This window comes from Enterococcus sp. 3H8_DIV0648 (assembly GCF_002140655.1).
Lineage (GTDB): Bacteria > Bacillota > Bacilli > Lactobacillales > Enterococcaceae > Enterococcus_A > Enterococcus_A hulanensis.
The window spans coordinates 729,863-748,915 of the sequence record NZ_NGLG01000001.1 but is presented as its reverse complement, the minus strand read 5'-3'; the positions used below and the strand labels follow the sequence as shown (position 1 = coordinate 748,915).

Sequence of the window (19,053 nt, the reverse complement as noted above, 5' to 3'; positions counted from 1 at the left end):
CTTCTTTCGGATTACCATTTTTCTAAATTCGTCGCCATTTCCCAAAATGCGTATTCCATTTTACTGCTGATTACGAAGGATTCAATCATTTGCTGCTGTTCTTTTGCTGTCGCTTCTTGGTAGAGTCGATCTAACAGCGCGCGCTCTTTTTTGATTCCCTCAGCTGCGGCTTCCCCTGCATAAGTCTCGATCCATCGCTGGTATAACGGATGAGGTGAGCCTGTCTCGATCAAACGAACTCCGATTTCTTGATAAAGCCAAGCGCAAGGGAGCATTCCGGCATAAGCCGTCTTGAATGTGCCGTCGATCAGCTGACGATACATATGAGAAACATAATTGTAGGCGGTTGGTGCGACTGGAGTTGCTAGGATTTCTTCTTCCGTGATGTTTAGTTCAGTAAAGAATTCCTCGCGAATCGCCAATTCACCCAGCTTAAGGTTTTCGGCATTCTCTTGTAGCTGTGCTTGTACTTCTTTGTCATCCGTTTGCTCGGCGATATAGCTGTAAAGCTTGCTGAAATGCTCAAGATAATAGCGGTCTTGCAGCAAGTAGTAACGAAAAATCTCTGGCGACAAATCTCCGGCGGCCAACGATTGGACAAAAGGATGTTCAAAGCTGCCTTCCCAAAATACCGCTGCTTCTTTTCGTGCCAAGTCTGTAAATGTCATGCATGTTCTCCTTCTCTGTTAAAAATTTGAGCTTCCTTCCATAAAAACAACTGCGGCCAACAACCTTCCCTAACGCAACATAAAAAACCCCCTTTTTACGAATGAAAAGGAGGCTCCTATGTTGGAAAAAGCATACATAAGAAAACCCGACCGCAAATAAGCGATCGGGTGCAAATTTCTAAAACATCACACATTCCCTGCGTCAGTTCTAACTGTTTCAGGTTCAATGGGTATAATCTCAGCTCTAAAAGCACCCCTAGTGTCATTCAATTACTAAAAGTATAACATACCTTTTTAGAAAAAACGATTCCATTTAAGGTATTTCAACAACTAGTCGAAGATTTTCGATTCTTTTACAAGCACTGCACTGGGAGTCAACGTAGCTTCCGCGATCGACTTTCCGGTATTTTTTAAGTACGCCTTCACTAGCTGATAGCCAATGGTATAGCCGGCATTTCTCGAAAGTCCGACTGGCTGGTATCCCTGCTCTCTTGCTACTTCATCACCATACATATAAGCTGAAACTTGATCAAACCCGCGTGCCTCACGGCCATCCTTCATTACTTCGATCGTGTATTCCAGCTCCTCCTGATCGTACTCCTGCACCCACGGACCACGGTGCTCGATACCGTAAAGCTCCTCAGCGAAAACTTCTGCCAAGCCTTCGATCACTAAATAATCCTCGACACTCACATCTCCATGATTAAATGGTTCATAAGTAAAACGAACATTATGATTGAATTCATGTGCTAAGGCGGACTTCAAGCGCGTACGATTAAAATCGTTCGGCACAACAATCAATAGCATGTATCCGGGTATCCCGCCAAATCCGCTATACCCTTCACTCGCCATCAGTACCTTATTTTCTGGATCGCCCAGTAAAATATCTACAATAAATTCATTTACTGGAATTTGATAACCGATTTCACTGAAAAGCTGCGCGCTTTCGGCAATAACTTCAGTGCACTGATTGAAAATATTGGTTTTGCTTAACGGTTCTACTTTTGACTCAATTAACTCGATGCTCTTTCGCGGTGTCCAGATGCCCAGCATTTCCGAAGCCATCACCACGTCATAGCCTCCAGGTGTTTTAGGCGTAAGCGGTGCATTCAAATAGCGCCACATCCCTTCAAGCGGCCGCATCAGCTCATAACGAAAAGCCTGCTCATCCACTGTTTCCTGCAGACACTTTCTATAAAAAGACAGTGAATCCACGATTGTAACTTTCAACTCATTCACTTTGATCCCCTCCTTGCTTTTTATCATAATGGTTGACGTTGCGTGAAGGTCAAGGAAAAGATAGCAATTATCTATATCAGAATTCGCAATCATATTTGCAAACATTTTATAATTATGTTAGCATCCATCTAAAGAGGTGATCTAATGGAAACCGAATTGACGATCGAGGAAATAAAAAAGGGCTATGCAAAAAAGGGCGAATTTCTTTTTCAATGTTTGTATTGTGATCAAACATTTGATGATCGTTTCGTCTATCCCATCAGCGAGTCAAACAGCCAGTTAGCCCGAGCTGAAGGCGCGATGATCTATCATCTAAAACACCAGCATGACGGACCGTTTGAAACTTTATTGAATTTAGATAAAAATCAAAGCGGCTTAAGCGATACCCAGAAAAACTTTTTAGCGTTGTTTTCCAAAGGAATCGACGATCAGGAAATAGCGGATCAGCTAAATATCACGACTTCTGCTGTGAGAAATCACCGCTTCAAATTTAGGGAAAAGAAACGCCAAGCCAAAATCCTCTTGGCATTGTTAGAGTCGATCGAGGAAAAAGAACAGGATGAATTTACTGCAAACTCATTGATTGATTCAGACGAACGATTCATTTCAAGTAAGAAAGAAAGAGAAAAAGTCTTTGATACTTTTCTTGATGAAAATGGAAAAGCCGTTCAGATTCCCAAAAAGGAAAAAAAGCGGATCATTTTGCTGCAAAGGCTGGCTGAAAGCTTTGCTCCTGAAAAGCAATATACCGAAAAACAAGTGAATGAGATTATCTCAGAAATGTTCGAGGATTTTGTGACGATCAGACGCTATCTCATTGAATACGGGATACTGGGTCGAACGGTGGATGGAACGACTTATTGGAAGATCTAGCGCGTTGAAAGGAGCAAGTGAAATGGTATCACCGATGAGAGTCGATCACCTGCAGGTTACGGTGAAAGACGTCAATGAAGTGGAAGCTTTTTATGATGGCTTAATGGATGCTTTAGGGTTTGATTTAAGCAAGAAAATCAAGGTTTACTTGGAAGAATTGGATATGCATGTCATCGAATATCTCGACCGCACTTATGATTTTGGAATCTGTTCTGCGTTACAACAATACGAAAGCGAAACGATTCATAGAAGAAAGCCCGGTGCGGTCCACCACATCGCCTTTAGAGCCGCATCCAGAGATGAAGTCGATCGAATTTATCAAAAGGTCTTGTCGCTGGGCGCTGAAATTTTGGATGCGCCGCAAATTTTTCCCCAGCATGGCCCTAATTACTATGCCCTTTTCTTTAACGATCCAGACGGAATCAAGTATGAGATCGTGAATAATGACGATCACTGTTCGTAAAAAGCCAGCCGTTGCTATCCGGCTGGCTTTTTATTCTCTAAATATCTCGACATCTTCCAACGCCTTTCGCAAATTGACCGCGTCCCACGGAATATGTTCACCGATACTAAAGCCGACGATCTCCGTATTCTTGGCAACATCGCCGATTATTCGGGCAATTTGCTCCAAGGTCATAGTTCCAACAGGAGCGGGAAACTGCTCGACCGCTAAGTAAGGCTTCGCCGGTTTCGTCGAACGAAAATCTTGCGGCGACAATACATCTAAATCAAAATGGATGGCCAGCTGTTTGAACTGATTTTGACAAATCCAGTCGATCAGCGGCTGGCTATCATTGGCCAATTCTTCAGGCGTCAGATAATTCATGTTCAACTCATCGACTTGATGATCGCACGGCCGCAGCTCTTGATACTTTAATCCAGCCAGCAGCACTTGTTCTACTTTGAAGGGATGCTGAACTTTTTCTGCGAAGCTCGGTGCGCCCTGCCCCAGCAGATTTCCCAGCATCATCATATGTCCCCGCGTACTATCATTGATCGTCGACATATCGGAGTGGGCATCTAGCCAAAGTATCCCTAGCGAATCCGGATACCGTCCATGCAAATAGTCAAAAGGCGCTTGGGATATCGAACAATCTCCCCCCAAAGTGATGACCTTATCTGGCAACTTTTCTTCTAAAACCTTTGCAGCTTCTGCTAATTGCTTTAACAGGCCGCTTTCACCTAGGACGCCATTTTCAAGCGGCAGTTCTTGGGAAAGGGCCTCATCCACTGTAACGCGGATCGTTTCAGCCTTGGTACTTGGCGGTACGATGTGACTCAGTAATTCAGAACCGAAAACATAATTTGGATCATTTCCCCCTTGCCATTGAGGAAAGACCAATCTGAGGGTTTTGCTCATCGAAACTTCCTCCTTCATTGCTTTTCTTTTTCCAGTACTTCTTATCCTCAGTATACTAGCCTCTAACCGTCAGAAGCAATCGCGGCATAAAAAAAGAGACTAGCAATCTAGTCCCAATTCTTCGTGTACATATAGAAACATTTCGTCATTTTCATCGATCAGGTTATAAAAATAGTTAAGCTGCTCATCTTTTCTGGCTGCAACGAAGGCTTCTTGCAGGTCCATACATTTTTGAATCGCGTAAATCCAAATATCGGCGATAAATTCATCACACATCTTTTGATGAATGATGTTTAAATTAAAAGTATTCACTGACATATTCCTCCACCTCCTGTCTTTCCTGCTCCGACCGAAAGATGATGACTAACCCTTTAGAATCTGCCGTCAATACCATATTGATGTCCTTGATCTCACTACCGTGTTTCAGCGCATAATAATATAACTGATCCACACTCCAGCCCTGCGCAGCCAGTGTAACCATTGCCAAACATAATTTATCTACTTTTGCTTCTGCTTCTGGTGTTGCATACACCATCATGGGTGCATAGCAACAGATATTTCTCAATCGATCCATCACAATCATCCCCCTTTAAGTATAACAAAATTAGTTGACTTAAATTGGAAGATTCGCTCCAACTACTTTTAAAAAATAAAAGAAAATTCAGCGGGCTTACTCTCCGTTGAGCTTTTAGCTTTTAAATAATAATCCCTCTAAACGATTCTTTTTATTTATATTTTTTGCTGCATTCAAATCAATCTTCTGTGCTAGCGAAACGACCGAAAAAATCTCCTGCTGAATCAGCAGGAGATCGTGTTTTCGATTAGTTGACTACTTTTCTTTAGATACTCTCCAGTGATCGTGCCGCTTGCTAATAAATCTTCCGGCACACCGGTGAAAACGACATTGCCGCCCTTCACTCCGCCGTCCGGTCCAATATCAATGACCCAGTCGGCCTGCTTGATGATCTCGCTGTGGTGCTCGATGATGATCAAAGTATTTCCCTTATCCACCATCCGCTGGAACAATCCATTCAGCTTCTTGATATCTGAGAGATGCAGTCCGGTGGTCGGTTCATCGAGTACAAAAACAGATTCCTTTTGCGTGATTGCTTTGGTCAGCTTCAGACGCTGACGTTCACCACCCGAAAGAGTCGTCAGATTTCGACCAAGAGGTAAATAGGTCAAGCCGGTATCAATCATCGCCTGCAGCTTCTCGTTCATTTTCTTACTGCTGATCCCTTGATAGAAGTCCAGCAGCTCTTTTGGTGTCATTGCTAGAACATCTAAAATCGTACAGCCCATCAAGCGATAACTCAAAGCTTCATCTGAAAAGCGCTGCCCTCCGCATGCTTCGCACTCATTGACGACTGGGTCCATAAAGACAAGTTCGACCGTTGTTTCCCCTTTCCCATTGCAGACCGGACACGCTCCTGTTGAATTGAAGCTGAACATACCGACGGGAACCTTATTTGCTTTGGCAAAGCTGCGCCGAATTTCATCATAGATCCCTAGATAAGTCGCAGGCGTCGCGCGGTTTGTTGCCTTGATCGGTGCCTGATTGATGATCGAGATTTCATTAGGAAACTGTTCCGGCAGAACTTTAGTGATCAATGTCGATTTTCCTGAACCGGCTACACCAGTGACTACCGTTAAAACATGTTTAGGAATATCCACTGTCACATTTTTCAGATTATGCAGCGTGGCATCTTTGATCGTCATTTTTTCATGCCAGCTGCGAGGAGCTGTATTGATCGGCAGCGTCTGGCAAATTTCTTTTCCTGTCAGACTATCTGACCGAAGCAGTGCGGGATAATCTCCCCGGAAAATGATCTCGCCGCCCTTTTTACCGGCTGATGGTCCAATATCAATCACTTCATCAGCGATCGCGATCACATCAGGATCATGCTCCACAACAAAAACGGTATTTTCTTTGTCCCGCAGGTCCTGCAATAATCGATTGATCCGCGAAACATCCCGGGCATGCATACCGGTACTCGGTTCATCAAAAATATAAAACATCCCGTTCAAGGCACTCCCCATATGTTTCACCAGTTTTACTCGCTGCGCTTCTCCTCCCGATAAGGTCGGCGTCTTCCGATCCAATTGTAAATAGTCCAACCCGATATCGATCAGCCGTTGGACTTGACGCATGATTTCAGCGATCACCTCGTTCACTTCTGGGTAATGCAGCTCCTTTAAGAATGTGAGAAGTTCGTGCATATCCATCGCCACGCAATCCGCGATCGAGCATCCGTTAATTTTCACTGACAAGGTTTCCTTATTTAAGCGGCGTCCTTCACAATCAGGACAAGGGGCTTCAACTAATAATTCCTTTAACTTTTCCTCATACATTTTGCTGCGCTCCGATAGGTCACGCTTCAAAATGATCCGTTCATAATTTCGACAAATTCCTTCCAGCTTTGGATTGAGCGGTTTCGGTTCTTTTTCAGGATGGCCATAAATCAATTGATTCCATTGAGCAGTCGTAAGCTCCTTTAATGGTTGATCGTTGTCAAAAAAGTCAGCGGCTGCATACTGTTTCCAATACCAATTTCCAACTGCATATCTGGTGTCCATGACCGCTCCTTGATTCCAAGATTTTTCCCGATCGATCAATTTAGCCAGATTGATTTGATTGACCCGCCCCAAGCCAGAACACGTCTGACACATTCCTTGCGGGTGATTGAATGAGAATTGACTGGCCGAGCCAATTTGCGGCCGCCCCACTCGCGAATACAATAATCGCAATAATGAATAGGTTTCGGTAATCGTTCCGACCGTGGAGCGTTGATTTCCGCCTAGCGGAGTTTGGTCAATCACGATCGCTGGATTCAAATTTTCGATCCGCTCCGCTTTCGGTTTGAGGAACTTGGGCATCCGATTCCGTACGAATGCGGAATAATTCGCATTCATTTGCCGCTGCGCTTCTGCAGCGATCGTGTCAAAGACCAAACTGGACTTTCCTGAACCTGACACGCCTGTAAATACAATCAGCTGGTTCTTTTGAATCACCAATGAAAGATCCTGCAAATTGTTTTGTGTGAGACCGATTAATCTTAATGGTTTCATCTGATTCCCCCCTTACCCATCCAGTCTAAAGTCTGCCGCAACTGGAGAGTCAAGTAGGTTTTAAAAATTCCAAGTCTTTTGAAGCTCCACTCGTCAGTTAAGTTAATTTAAGCTATAATTATAAACAGCTTATAAACACTTATTCAGTTAGGAGTGATCATGTGAATCAGCAGGAACGAATGAACCGTATTTTAGCTGAGCTGGAAACAAAGCAATCTTTGAGTTTAAAGGATATTATGACGATTACCGGTGCATCACGAGATACCGCCCGAAGAGATATTGTAAAACTGACTGAGAAAAATGCAGTTGATCGTACGTATGGCGGGATTAGTCTGCCCCATTCGTTTAATCGTTTAGATGATTACTTAGATCGTGCAGCTGACTTGAACGATGAAAAAAATCGACTTGCGAAAGCGGCCAGTCATTTACTCAAAAACGCCCAGTTAATCTATCTGGATGTTTCGACGACAGTGAGTTTTATCCCAAGACATCTTGATTCTAATGATCACCTGCTTGCTGTAACTAATTCATTAGACATCGCCGATCAGCTCTTGAGAAATTCCCGCAGCAAAGTACGAATATTAGGTGGCAATATTGATCGAGAAAGTCGTAATGTGACTGGAACAAAGCCGTTAGCTGAATTGGATCATTACCTTTTTGATCTGGCCTTTATCAGTGCGGCGGGAATCGATTCCGCGGGGGTCTATTATGCCTTTGAAGAAGAGATCGAATTTAAGAAGAAACTGCGCGGACAAACAAAACAGTTGATCCTGTTGGTTGATGAAACGAAAATCAATTTACCCCACAATTATCGTGTACTTCCTTTTGAGGAGATCGACACATTGATTTGCAACCAAAAGCTCCCTGCACAGTTGGAAGAAATATTAAAAGAAGCAAGTGTGACGATTATAAATACGAAGGAGAAATAAAATGACTACTACGCTCTTATTTGATATCGATGGTACCTTGATGGACACCGAGGAGGTCATGGTGAAATCCCTGCAGGCAACCTTGAAGGAACAAAAAAATCTGACGGTACCCACCCATGATTTGGATTTTATTCTCGGCATTCCTGGTAAAAAGGCGCTTGAAAAATTTAGTTCCTCTGAATCTGAGATTGCTTTTCTTCATGAATGCTGGGTTAAGAACGTCGAGCGCTTTTTAGATTACGCAGAAATATTTCCCGGCATTCGCGAACTGCTTTCGGAACTTAAGAAAATGGCGATTCCCTTAGGTGTGGTCACCTCCAAAACAAATCAATCAATGAAAACAGAGTTTGAGCCATATGGGTTAAGTGATTATTTTACGACCGTCGTAACTGCATCGCATACCGAAAAACACAAACCCAATCCTGATCCTATCAATTTAGCTTTAGAACTATCCGGCGCGAAAAAAGCTCAAGCGATTTACATCGGCGACTCGATCTATGACATGCAAAGCGCTCATGCAGCAGGGATCGACTTCGCCCTAGCTAAATGGGGGGCGAAGGAAAATACGGAGTTTGCCCAAGCCGATATTACTTTGGCCGAACCAAACGACCTCTTGAAATATATCGAGCGTTGATTCAGCGCTTCGTAACGCACAAAGTTTCCAACAAAAAACTAGTACTTTAGCTGGATGACCTTTTGGCTGCTTACTTTTATACTAAAAGTACGTCATATTTCGATTGAAAGGTAAGCTATGAAGAATTATCGAATTGGTTTTTCGCCCCTTGGATTATTAGCCGTTTGTCTAGTGATGGTTCCAAATCTATTATTTCTATTTGTTACACCGCCGATTGATGCACTGAACCACAACGAAGCGTCCTTCTGGCTCTGGAACCTGTTTGAAAACATTGGCCGTTTCGGCATGATGGCTTCGCTTTGCATCATTGTAAATAAAATACCTATGCGTAAAAATCAAATGTTGGCGATCAGTTCTGTGATTTCACTGCTTAGTTATTTTGTCCTCTGGGGATATTATTTTAATGGCATCGCTAACGGAGTAATGCTGACCGGGATGGCCGTCTTTCCATCGCTCTTTTTCCTGCTAATTGCTTGGAAATTACGGAATACATTGGCTTTATCATTCACCTTGCTGTTTGCCCTCACGCATATTTCGATTACAACTAGTAATTTTCTATTTTGATACACAAAAAAACCAGCCCTTTTAATAAGTGAGCTGGTTTTACTTTTATAAATAATTCGCTTTTTTTAATTCATCCTGAGCCGCTGGCAAATTCTTCTCATTGACGAGAACGATCGGTCCAGTACAGCCCATTCCGCTTTCCGCGTAAATATCGGCTTCCCATAAAACCTTCACCGCATCTTCTAATTCCATGATCTCGATCCCAGCAATCTCACTGGTCACGATCTCCTTGGCTGGCGGTTCGATTTCCTTCGTTTGTGCTGCGGGTGCCGCTGTCAGCTCACTGCAAATTTGTTTCAAACCTGCTTGATCGGCTTTTTGGTATTCGGTCTGACTGACTTTTCCCAGCTTGCCTTTTGCTAATTCATACGCGTATTCCAGCGCATTCGCGATTACCGGTGCACCGCTGGCCCGCGAAATGATACAGATATTGCGATCATAATGACGACCGATCCCCGGACCATAGCCTGCACCCAAGGTCTCGTAATTTCCGCCGCTTGAATAAGCAGAAAATAACTTCATTAAAATGTTGCCGGTCAGACTATCACAGACTACGACGTCAACACTGCCTAGCAATAAATCATTACCGCGCAGAACTTTCCCGCCATCTTCACGTTGACTTTCACCAAAAGCAAGCTCATAGCCGTTTTCTTGCAGTGCAATTAATGAACGCTCGACTGTTTTAGCACCCTCGACATTTAGAATACCGATTGTCGGCTGTTTGATCCCGCAAGCTTTCGCTGCTACGAGTCCATTGATTGCATTCAATATCATCGCTTCATTGCGAGCTCCGCTAGTCGTCCCAGTCGTGGTCGCGATATAAAGTTCACGTCCCAATGCGGGAGTGATGACCTTACCGACAGTAGAAACGCCGATTGGAAAATTATAATGCAGCGTCACACAGCCTTGGATTTCACCGCTGTCCAACAGTTCTTCCATTAATTCAGCCGCTTCTTTTTGACAATCGGTGGTCGAATAATGTTCAAATTCTGCTGCCCACTCAACGTCGCTGCCGATCAAAACTAAATCAAAAAGATTCTTTTGCTTAATAGCAAACGCCGCCTGTTTCATTACATCAAGACCTAACTCGCTGCCATCAATGGTCAACCCGATCTTGATTTTCGCTTCCATTCGTCCAGTTTCCAAACTAGTTGCTAAATCCTCGAAAACTTTTTTGACTGTTTGTTTCACTTGATCAGACATTGCACTCACCTCTATTCTACTGAAAGATTGGCAGCAAAGCTTCTCAAGGCTTGCGTAACTTCACGTTTCACCATTTCTTCTAGATCTTGCTGATTTTCTTCAGACACTTTTCCACTGTTTCGCTCAATCAAAATTGACACACCATCAAACAAATTGGTCATCCGTCCCAAGAATAAGGAACCTTTCCCAACGATCATGGCACGCTTTTTATCACCTGTAACTAAATCTTCTGCCGCGAAACCTAAATAAGGAATTCCGCTTGGAATGTGGCCCTGTGTTGGTGCCCAGCCTACTAGAGCCTTTTCATCGACAAAGGATTTCATATCTTTCTTTTCAATATCTTTACGCAGCACGCCAATAGCTCCAATCATTTTCAGATTAGCTAATGGCACGTCGCCCGCTCCTGCCGGCTTCGTAATATCCGGATTTTGCATTTCAACCGAATACACGTCGACATCCTTAATCGTTAATTGAGCTTTTTCTAAAATACTAGCAATCAAAGCCGAAGTAACCGCCTGAGGACTCGAACCGCTGCCAACCTCATGTTTACCAGTAAGATCATGACGTAACACTGGGTGAACCCCGTCATTTTCACTGATTAAGGCCGCAAAACCACCTAAAACATCTTCTAAAATCGGGAAGCCCTTGCCTACGTGTGACTTGCCGTTCATTCCTAATTTAGCCGTCGCACCGCCAGCCACAAGGACGACATTTTTATGGGTCCCTGCTGCTACTAAAGAGGCTGCTGTGATCAAGGCATGTGTCGGTCCGGCACAGAAACTCCGAATATCCGACCCTGTCGCATGCTCACATCCGCATAATTCAGCGATCGATTTGGCGAAGTTCCCGCCGCCACGCTGATTCATGTCGCCGCAGGCTTCTTCACTGCATTCGATTACATAGTCAATTTCTTTGGGATCAAGCTGATGCTTGTCGATCAATTGGCGCAGAGCCAATACACCGCTAGCTTTCACCACCAAATTTTCCAGCATCACATGAGCATTCAAATTCACATCAATTTGATGAGCCGGACTTACACAACCAACCAATTGGTGCTCATAATACAAAGCCTCTGCATGATTTTCCGCAATATCCTTTTCGATCCAATCAAGCGGTTTGCCCTCTTTGATTTTCTCCACGTCGTCTTTAAACAAAGGATGATTGCTTAATGCTTCACGCACAGTTGCTGCAAAGCCTTCTTCCAAGTGAACCAATTCGAACACATCAGCGATCTGCAGCAAACCATAAAACTCTAGCTCCGGCATAATTTCGCCGAACTTGCCTTCACGTTTGCCCTCAAATGTTTGATTGACCCATGGTTGAGGAATTTCCTTCAGCTCTTGATAACTTAAGTTCCCGATAAACGTTTGATTCGGTGCATAGTTGACCACTTCATCGTAACTGCGAATATTGTCATAAAGATTCGCTAAGTAAGGACTATCTGGTGTCGTAATCTTTTCCATTGTTTGAGTTGTTCCATTATGTTCGATCATATCAGGCGTATGGACCAAGACATAACTTGCCCCTCGTAAAGTTGAATATTTCATAAACATCCCGCCTTAAATATATTTCTGGATCATTTCTTCGATCGCCTCTTTGGTACAATCATCTTTAGCTACTTCGTCAATTTTTTCACCATTTTGGTAAATTGAAATGACCGGAAGACCTAGGATTTTATGCTGGATACAAAAACGACGAACTTTTTTCTGTGAGGTATTAAATTTTGTGAAACGGAGTTTTTCCCCGTATTTGGCGTGCAACTCTTCTACATCAGGCATCAAAGCCAAGCAGTTTTCACAAGTCTCGCCCCACCAGTCTACTAATACTGGCGTGTCTTGTTCCAATACTTCTGCAGCAAAATTATCAACAGTTAATTCAATCATGTTACGGGTGCCTCCCTTTTGATTTTTTCTACATATTTTTGAGCTGAAAATGCCGCGGTTGCACCATCACCAGTAGCGGTCACAACTTGGCGCAGAACTTTCGGACGCATATCTCCGGCGGCAAAAACACCTGGGATTTGCGTACACATCGCTTCATCAGTAATCATATAGCCGTATTCGTTTAATGGGATCTTTCCTTCATAAAGCTTCGTGCTTGGCACATTGCCGATAAAGACAAAGATACCGAATAGTCCATCGTCTTCATCTGCTTCAAATCGGGTTAACTCGTCGGTTTTCGTATTGCGGATCGTCATGGCTTCCACCATACCATCGCCTTCGATATTTTCCACAACTGAGTCAAAAATATATTCTATCTTTTCATTGGCTTTGGCTTGCTCAACAGCGATCGCGTCCGCAGTCAGATCACTTAAATTTTGAACGATCGTCACTTTACGAGCAAATGTCGTAATGAACATCGCTTCTTCCACCGCTGAATTCCCGCCGCCGATCACAAATACTTCCATATCTTCGAAAAAGGCCCCATCGCAAGTTGCACAATAAGAAACACCTTTTCCGGCTAATTCACGCTCGCCCGTACAACCGATTTCTCTGGGAAAAGCGCCATTAGCACAAATGACTGCATGTGCTTCGTACACACTGCCGTCGTTACAAGTAATTTTCTTGATACTGCCTTCAAGATCCAAGTCAGTCACTTCTTTGCGCAGTTGAATCTCGGCACCAAATTGCTTCGCCTGGTCTGCCATTCGCCTGATCAACTCTGGGCCTGAAGTTTCTTCATCCGTTGATTTGATTGATCCAGGGAAATTCGCAATTTCATGAGTCGAAACAATTTGACCGCCTAATTTTGTTTTTTCTAAAAGCAGAACATTTAAGCGCGCTCTTGCATTATACAAAGCTGCTGTTAATCCGGCTGGTCCGCCGCCGATAATGATTACATCGTACATTTAGTTAGCTCCTTTCATCTCAATTAACCGCCTGAGTGAATATCACTCAGGCAGTCAACAATTATTCAAATACCGTTTGTTCATCTACAGGTGTTGTTAATGCCACTAACGCTTTTTCAACGATCCCGCGACGAAGCTTTTGCTCTTCCTTCAAGCTTAGGCTTGGATTTCCTAATGGATGAGGAATCGCGACAGCTGGAACGATTCGGTTTGCACCTACTGTTTGTGAGATTGGAACCACTGTACAAATATGAACCACAGGCAGACCTGTTTTTTCAATTTCTTTTACCATCGTTGCACCGCAACGAGTACAGGTTCCTCAGGTGGATGTCAAAATAACAGCATCGACACCATCTGCTAATAATTTTTGTGCGATCTCAGCCGCATATTTCTTGGCATTGGCAACGGCAGTCCCGTTCCCTACTGTCGTGTAGAAGTAATTATGCAGGCTGCCGATCACGCCTTCTTTTTCCATTTTTCTAACTATATCTAATGGCAATACTCGGTTAGGATCTTGGTTTGCATACACAGGGTCATACCCACCATGAGCCGTTTCGTATGAGTCAGCGGTCAAAGTATCAACGTTTTCAATAGAATATGTTCCATACTTCGAAGCACTACTCGATTCGATTCGATCTGGGTTGCCTTTAGGAACAATCCCACCGGAAGTTACAAGCGCGATCTTCGCTTTCGATAAATCACTTATCGCGGTGGCTGGCGCGACGTTATCAAATTCAGGCATCGGATATTCGGTCGTAAATTCTTGTTCATTCAACTTACGTACCAGCATATCCACCGCTCTAGCAGAGCCGCGTTTTTCATCCTGAAAATTCTTTCGATAACGAACAAAGTAATTATCCGTTTCCGGTGAAACTTGTTCCTTCTTCAACAATTTCAACGCAAGACTTGCAAGTACAGGTACTGCTTTTCTCATACCCGCCGCACTATTTCTAGTCGGTACGATATAAGCACCCTTTTTGTACATTTCAACTCCAGGGTTTTCTTCATACATCCCCGTCACAGCAGGGATGCCCAGTTCAGTCATGACCGCTTGAGCAACTTCGCCGCAAGCAATGCCGTATCTGCCGGCGTTAAAAGCCGGACCCGCAACAACAATATCTGGTTCAAATTGTTTGATTCGATCTAATACATCTTTTTTGGCACTATCCAAATTCTCGTTAAAGAAACTGTCGCCGCACACAACGGTACCGACGATTTCTGCTTCATCACCAAATGAATTCATAAAAGCAAGACCTGGTCCTACTACTTCGGCTTTCGAGAATGGTTGGATATCCGCCTTTTCTTCACCACCTATACCAGCGTAAAACTGGTTAATGTAGTGAACAACTTTAAACTTAGTCATAAGACGCTCCTTTACTGGTTAGTATTTGGCGTATTGATTCCTCATTTCGGACACTTCTTCAATGATGTCATCAACATCTAAAACCATTTCCATCATGCCGATCTGCTCTTCAAAAACATCTGAGTCGACAACTTCTTTAAATTCTGGCTCTACAGCGTGATATACAGCTAAACCTAGCTGTTCATTGGTCAATGGACCGGCATACGTAGGGTCTCCGTTAGTTACAGTTTCAGCAGCTAAACCAGCTGCTTCTCCTTCGGCAGCACCGATTAGAACGACGACGTTCTCTGCTCCGAAGTTTTCTGCTGCTTCTTTTACTCTACGTTGATTCTCTAAGTCCATTGCCCCAGCGGCCGTTCAGACGAAACATTCTGTTGATGAGAATATTACGTCAGCGCCGGTACCTTCAATACAAGCTTCGATAGCTTGTCCTGGGATACCGTCACGGTCGCCGATCACTAAGACTTTTTTATTTTTTAAATCTAAAGTCATTAGTATTTCCTCCCTATTATGTTTTAAACGCCTTTTGCAGACATTTTGTTAAAACCTAGTTCATTTGTTGCCCCGGTAATTGCCTGGATTTCAACTTCAATCGTGCCATCGTCTTTCAGACTGCCGTCAAAGCCGCCTGCGATCACATCGACATAATCTAATTGCCCAATCAAGCGATCCATTTTTGGTAATTGAATCGTTTCATTTGCGTTTCCGCCAGTGACAACTGCAGTTGCTAATTTATCTGCATCTGCTAATGACTGGCTAGCACCATCTCTTCCAGCATATTCATCTGTAACAATTACTGTTTTGATTCCTTTTTCTTCGACTTTTTTACAGTTCATAATCAAGTCCGTATCAGGATTCCCAAAGCCTTCTTGAGAAATAATCACCCCGTCTAACCCGAGATATTCGCTCAATTTCGCGACAAAATCGCTGGAACGATGTTTATCCTTTAGATAGACTGTTTCATTTGTTACGATTACACCTAAAAAGTTAATCTCTTTACCATGCTGCTTGTACAAATCAGCTATCACCGGATTATTTAAGTGATGATACGTCGTGTTCTTGTCACAAGCAGAAACACAGTTTCCGCTGATGATCGCGCCATCCATTACTTCTGTTGGATAGAGGATGGTTGGTACGATGTGCTTCGCATCTGTGCCGTAAACATAAGTATCATGAAGCAATCCTTGTGTTTGCAGCATATAAACATACCCAATTTTCGGCAGATCTGGATATTGCTGAATCTGTTCTAGCAGCGGCAAAGTCTCAAATGTTTCAATGGTATCTGGTTCGATCATTTCACCCAGCTTGCCGATATAATCAGCTGTTTTCAGTCCTGCAAAACGAGCCGCTTCTTCATATAAATGAGGATCTAACTCTTCTTGCGGTTTCAAGACTAAACAAATTTCGATTAATTGTGAGAACGGCGTCAGTTCAGAGCCAGGTCCTTGCATGTCCACAATACCTTCTTGAAAGCCAACGATTTTCCCCACGGTCATCACACCGCAGCCTTTTAATACATGAGTACGTCCGCTTCCCACAACATCTACTTTGTTGATAACACCTGGGAAAATACCTGTTGTTGAATCAACCTTGCATCTTGGTTCGATCACATCTTTAACTGGTGTGATGCGAACACTGTCACCTGGTTTAGCGATTTCGATCTTGCAGTCAGCTAAACGATCATCTGTTAAAACCAACTCTTTGATTTTTGCCGAATCGAGATACAGCGTTCCATTATCGATTTTCTCTTCTTCACCTAAAACAACTTCTTTGATTTCGATGTTTCCAATTTCGAGTTTCATTTATTCACCTCAGTTCTGATTAGTTGCAAGACGCTGAACTTTATCGTGCCACCCCCATTCTGTCCAACGTACTTTGCGCGATATAAAAGTCTACAAAAGCAAAATCTTTGAGTACCGCTAAGGACCAATTAGGGCGCTGCTTATTTTTGATAAACTTTTCATAGACGGCTATCGCTGATTCGATATATTCTAAACTCTCAATATCAATGTATTGAGAAGTGGTCTCTGCTGCAAAAATCGTTTTATAATAGGTTTCGTTTGGTTTGATACTGCCGCTTAGTGGATGCGACAGTAAGCAGACGTGTTTTTCGATTATCTGTCGCTTCACTTCAGCCAATACGTCTCCGTATGAACCTTCCACATAACTAACCTCGCCTAACTTTTCTTTTACCATTGGATTATTCGTTATAATAAACATCTATTCACCAGCCTTCATTGTGCTTGTTTTCACATGATGATTTTTCACTTTACTCCTAGAAAGCATTAGCAGCCATAAAAAAGGGGACAACGACACACTGTGCCGTTGTCCCCTGTTCCTAGCCTGAGAGATTCCCCCCTTTCAGGGGTTGCTCCTTCGGCGCATTTCTGCTCTCCAGAGTTTCATCCAATTGCGGTCCATTTACCTGAGATGTTCACTGCAAAATCAGCAAATTTTACAACTTATACCTTCGGTGGCAGTAGCTTCTGCACTCTCCCGCAATCTTCTTGAATATTTATGTAAACGCTTTCTACAATTAGATGTTAACAATTTCACGAATGAATTACAAGAAATTTTTTTTAGCGATAAAAAAATAAATCACAGTCTTCTATCACATAAAGAAAAAGAGTCACTATTTAAATTTCTTGCCATTCCTAGTTTGATAGCACTCGACGACTAAATAAATAAATTCGTCAAAAAAAAGATTTTTTTTGAATAACAATAGTTAAAAGCAAGGGAATTACAAAACTTATTGTCTTCTCATTTTTCAGAGGATTACACCATAAATAATCCCTTCGAATGTTCAAACAACGCAGTGATCATTAGCTGATCCTTTCATCATGATCCGCCTAATAGTGCCAAAGGTTCTTTGATAAACTGAGTGTATAATGTTTTTATTTTCTTTGAGACAAAAGTAAGCGCTGAAAATAAACGGCTTGTTAGCGACCGCCATTCTTTTTCGGTAAAATACTCCTCAAAATATTTATAGTAGCGGCGCAAAGCCCGAGTTGATTTAGTATTAAAGAAGATATGGCGAACAAGATCTTGATGGAAAAAGGAAAAATCGGCAATTCCTAATTCATCACGCACTTGAAGCGCTATCAAATATTTAATAATCGATTCTTCATCCCCAGTTTCTTCGTAATACGTCATCATTCTTTTTTCTAGTGTCTTTCTTTTTAAGGTGAATATCTGATTTGCAGTAAATGGTGAATTCGTCATGAATTTCCCTCCTTTGATTTTGTCCGGTGATCACGCCATGACTATAATCCCAAAGAATAATGGTTGTCAAACACGATTTTTTACAAAATGTGGAATTCACAAATGAACAATCCTGAAAACTCAACAATAATTGAACGAAATAAAAATTTATTTTTATTTTTCGATGTTGATGATTAAAAAATAAAAAAATTTGCCAATAATAAGCTATTTTAATGCTCTCGAAATATTGATTTATATGGAATTAACCCAGTCTCAACCGTTGTTTTTATCAAGCGGAAAGAGCATTTAAACTTCCACTTCTGCATGCTCAACTTTAAGCTGCTATTTTCATAAGCATTTTTTAAACGATTGTTCTGGCAACGTGCTATTATTTGTAAAAAAAGCAGGTGATTCTCATGACAAATGAGCAATCAAATCAAGTTTTCAAAATCTCTGAGCTAGATAAAGAGCTTCAAATGTTTATCTTGAAAGTGGACACAGACTTAACAGCAGCATCTACTATTTCCCATATAAGCCTTTTGAATTTTCGCTTTCAATACATCAATCAACTATTAAAAAATGAAGTTTCTACTTCTAAGCAGTTTGATCATGAATTAAAGCATAAAATTCGTACGCAGCAGGTTCACATTAAAAATGTTAATGATGCTTTAAAGACCAAGGAAACATTTGGTCAAAGGATTGCAGACGGCATCGCTAAATTTGGCGGGAGCTGGACTTTTATTATTGCTTTTATTTTTATCTTAGTTGCTTGGATAACCTTGAACACTTTACCGTTATTTTTTGAACCATTCGATAAATTCCCTTATATTCTATTGAATCTAGCCTTGTCATGTTTGGCCGCGATCCAAGCACCCATCATCTTAATGAGTCAAAATCGCCAAACTGAACGTGACCGAGTTGAGGCGGATAACGACTACGAAGTGAACGTTAAATCGGAGGTCGAAATCCATTTACTTCATGAAAAAATTGATTATTTGATGGAATCAAAATGGCAGCATCTAACTGAATTACAGCAATTGCAGATCGAACTTTTACAAGAACTGATAAAACAGAATCAAAATTTTTTAGAAAATGAAAAGAA

General features: G+C 42.3%; 21 protein-coding genes and 3 riboswitches. Of the genes, 6 read left to right on the top strand and 15 right to left on the bottom strand.

Annotated elements, in window-relative coordinates:
• Positions 1-11 precede the first annotated feature (11 nt).
• Complete coding sequence (gene tenA, locus A5875_RS03450; RefSeq protein ID WP_088932309.1) at positions 12-668, bottom strand: thiaminase II; 657 nt, start codon at positions 666-668, stop codon at positions 12-14.
• A 176-nt stretch (positions 669-844) separates the two neighbouring features.
• A riboswitch (TPP riboswitch) is annotated at positions 845-936 on the bottom strand.
• Between the two features lie 62 nt (positions 937-998).
• Entirely contained in the window at positions 999-1,907 is a 909-nt protein-coding gene (locus A5875_RS03445) for a DUF2268 domain-containing protein (RefSeq protein ID WP_088932308.1), read from the bottom strand.
• A gap of 144 nt (positions 1,908-2,051) precedes the next feature.
• Here A5875_RS03445 and A5875_RS03440 point away from each other — a divergent pair, with 144 nt between their 5' ends.
• Both A5875_RS03440 and A5875_RS03435 read left to right on the top strand, forming a co-directional pair.
• Positions 2,052-2,780: a DUF2087 domain-containing protein gene (locus A5875_RS03440; protein ID WP_088932307.1), complete on the top strand. Its 729-nt coding sequence runs from the start codon at positions 2,052-2,054 to the stop codon at positions 2,778-2,780.
• 22 nt (positions 2,781-2,802) lie between these two features.
• Complete coding sequence (locus tag A5875_RS03435; RefSeq protein WP_088932306.1) at positions 2,803-3,243, top strand: VOC family protein; 441 nt, start codon at positions 2,803-2,805, stop codon at positions 3,241-3,243.
• A gap of 30 nt (positions 3,244-3,273) precedes the next feature.
• Here the strand turns inward: A5875_RS03435 and A5875_RS03430 are convergent, their stop codons facing one another.
• From A5875_RS03430 to A5875_RS03415, 4 genes are all read right to left on the bottom strand, one after another.
• Positions 3,274-4,140, bottom strand: coding sequence for an arginase family protein (locus A5875_RS03430; protein WP_088932305.1), 867 nt, complete (start codon positions 4,138-4,140; stop codon positions 3,274-3,276).
• A gap of 99 nt (positions 4,141-4,239) precedes the next feature.
• Positions 4,240-4,458, bottom strand: coding sequence for a hypothetical protein (locus tag A5875_RS03425; RefSeq protein ID WP_088932304.1), 219 nt, complete (start codon positions 4,456-4,458; stop codon positions 4,240-4,242).
• Complete coding sequence (locus tag A5875_RS03420) at positions 4,439-4,714, bottom strand: hypothetical protein (RefSeq protein ID WP_171004912.1); 276 nt, start codon at positions 4,712-4,714, stop codon at positions 4,439-4,441. The genes A5875_RS03425 and A5875_RS03420 overlap by 20 nt, the downstream gene beginning before the upstream one ends.
• Before the next feature lie 224 nt (positions 4,715-4,938).
• Complete coding sequence (locus A5875_RS03415) at positions 4,939-7,209, bottom strand: ATP-binding cassette domain-containing protein (protein ID WP_088932302.1); 2,271 nt, start codon at positions 7,207-7,209, stop codon at positions 4,939-4,941.
• 161 nt (positions 7,210-7,370) lie between these two features.
• Between A5875_RS03415 and A5875_RS03410 the strand changes: the two genes are divergently transcribed.
• The 3 genes from A5875_RS03410 to A5875_RS03400 all read left to right on the top strand — a co-directional run bounded on the left by A5875_RS03410 (position 7,371) and on the right by A5875_RS03400 (position 9,336).
• The gene (locus A5875_RS03410; RefSeq protein ID WP_088932301.1) at positions 7,371-8,138 is read left to right on the top strand and encodes a DeoR/GlpR family DNA-binding transcription regulator; all 768 of its coding nucleotides are present in this window, start codon (positions 7,371-7,373) and stop codon (positions 8,136-8,138) included.
• Position 8,139: 1 nt separating this feature from the next.
• On the top strand, positions 8,140-8,772 hold the full coding sequence (locus A5875_RS03405) for an HAD family hydrolase (RefSeq protein WP_088932300.1): 633 nt from the start codon (positions 8,140-8,142) through the stop codon (positions 8,770-8,772).
• 117 nt (positions 8,773-8,889) lie between these two features.
• A complete protein-coding gene (locus A5875_RS03400; protein WP_088932299.1) occupies positions 8,890-9,336 on the top strand; it encodes a hypothetical protein in 447 nt (148 codons plus the stop codon).
• Positions 9,337-9,381: 45 nt separating this feature from the next.
• On the opposite strand, the gene grdD is transcribed toward A5875_RS03400, so the two are convergent.
• The 9 genes from grdD to A5875_RS03355 form a co-directional block, all read right to left on the bottom strand.
• Positions 9,382-10,539, bottom strand: coding sequence for a glycine/sarcosine/betaine reductase complex component C subunit alpha (grdD, locus tag A5875_RS03395; RefSeq protein WP_088932298.1), 1,158 nt, complete (start codon positions 10,537-10,539; stop codon positions 9,382-9,384).
• A gap of 11 nt (positions 10,540-10,550) precedes the next feature.
• Positions 10,551-12,086, bottom strand: coding sequence for a glycine/sarcosine/betaine reductase complex component C subunit beta (gene grdC, locus A5875_RS03390; RefSeq protein ID WP_088932297.1), 1,536 nt, complete (start codon positions 12,084-12,086; stop codon positions 10,551-10,553).
• Positions 12,087-12,098: 12 nt separating this feature from the next.
• Positions 12,099-12,422 carry a thioredoxin TrxA gene (gene trxA / locus A5875_RS03385; RefSeq protein ID WP_088932296.1) on the bottom strand — a complete coding sequence of 108 codons (324 nt, stop codon included), beginning with the start codon at positions 12,420-12,422 and terminating at the stop codon, positions 12,099-12,101.
• Positions 12,419-13,387 carry an NAD(P)/FAD-dependent oxidoreductase gene (locus tag A5875_RS03380; RefSeq protein ID WP_088932295.1) on the bottom strand — a complete coding sequence of 323 codons (969 nt, stop codon included), beginning with the start codon at positions 13,385-13,387 and terminating at the stop codon, positions 12,419-12,421. The genes trxA and A5875_RS03380 overlap by 4 nt, the downstream gene beginning before the upstream one ends.
• 61 nt (positions 13,388-13,448) lie before the next feature.
• Positions 13,449-14,750 (bottom strand): glycine reductase complex selenoprotein B, encoded by a 1,302-nt coding sequence (grdB, locus tag A5875_RS03375; RefSeq protein WP_088932294.1) that lies wholly within the window; start codon positions 14,748-14,750, stop codon positions 13,449-13,451.
• 18 nt (positions 14,751-14,768) lie between these two features.
• On the bottom strand, positions 14,769-15,242 hold the full coding sequence (grdA, locus tag A5875_RS03370) for a glycine/sarcosine/betaine reductase complex selenoprotein A (RefSeq protein ID WP_088932293.1): 474 nt from the start codon (positions 15,240-15,242) through the stop codon (positions 14,769-14,771).
• A gap of 23 nt (positions 15,243-15,265) precedes the next feature.
• Positions 15,266-16,552, bottom strand: coding sequence for a glycine/sarcosine/betaine reductase component B subunit (locus tag A5875_RS03365; RefSeq protein ID WP_088932292.1), 1,287 nt, complete (start codon positions 16,550-16,552; stop codon positions 15,266-15,268).
• A gap of 40 nt (positions 16,553-16,592) precedes the next feature.
• Complete coding sequence (locus A5875_RS03360) at positions 16,593-16,970, bottom strand: GrdX family protein (RefSeq protein ID WP_088932291.1); 378 nt, start codon at positions 16,968-16,970, stop codon at positions 16,593-16,595.
• 110 nt (positions 16,971-17,080) lie between these two features.
• Positions 17,081-17,150: riboswitch (glycine riboswitch) on the bottom strand.
• A gap of 3 nt (positions 17,151-17,153) precedes the next feature.
• Positions 17,154-17,259, bottom strand: a riboswitch (glycine riboswitch).
• Between the two features lie 329 nt (positions 17,260-17,588).
• Positions 17,589-17,972 carry a hypothetical protein gene (locus A5875_RS03355; protein WP_088932290.1) on the bottom strand — a complete coding sequence of 128 codons (384 nt, stop codon included), beginning with the start codon at positions 17,970-17,972 and terminating at the stop codon, positions 17,589-17,591.
• Between the two features lie 395 nt (positions 17,973-18,367).
• On the opposite strand from A5875_RS03355, the gene A5875_RS03350 reads away from it, so the two are divergent.
• The coding region (locus A5875_RS03350) for a DUF1003 domain-containing protein (protein WP_088932289.1) at positions 18,368-19,053 on the top strand (686 nt) is incomplete at its 3' end.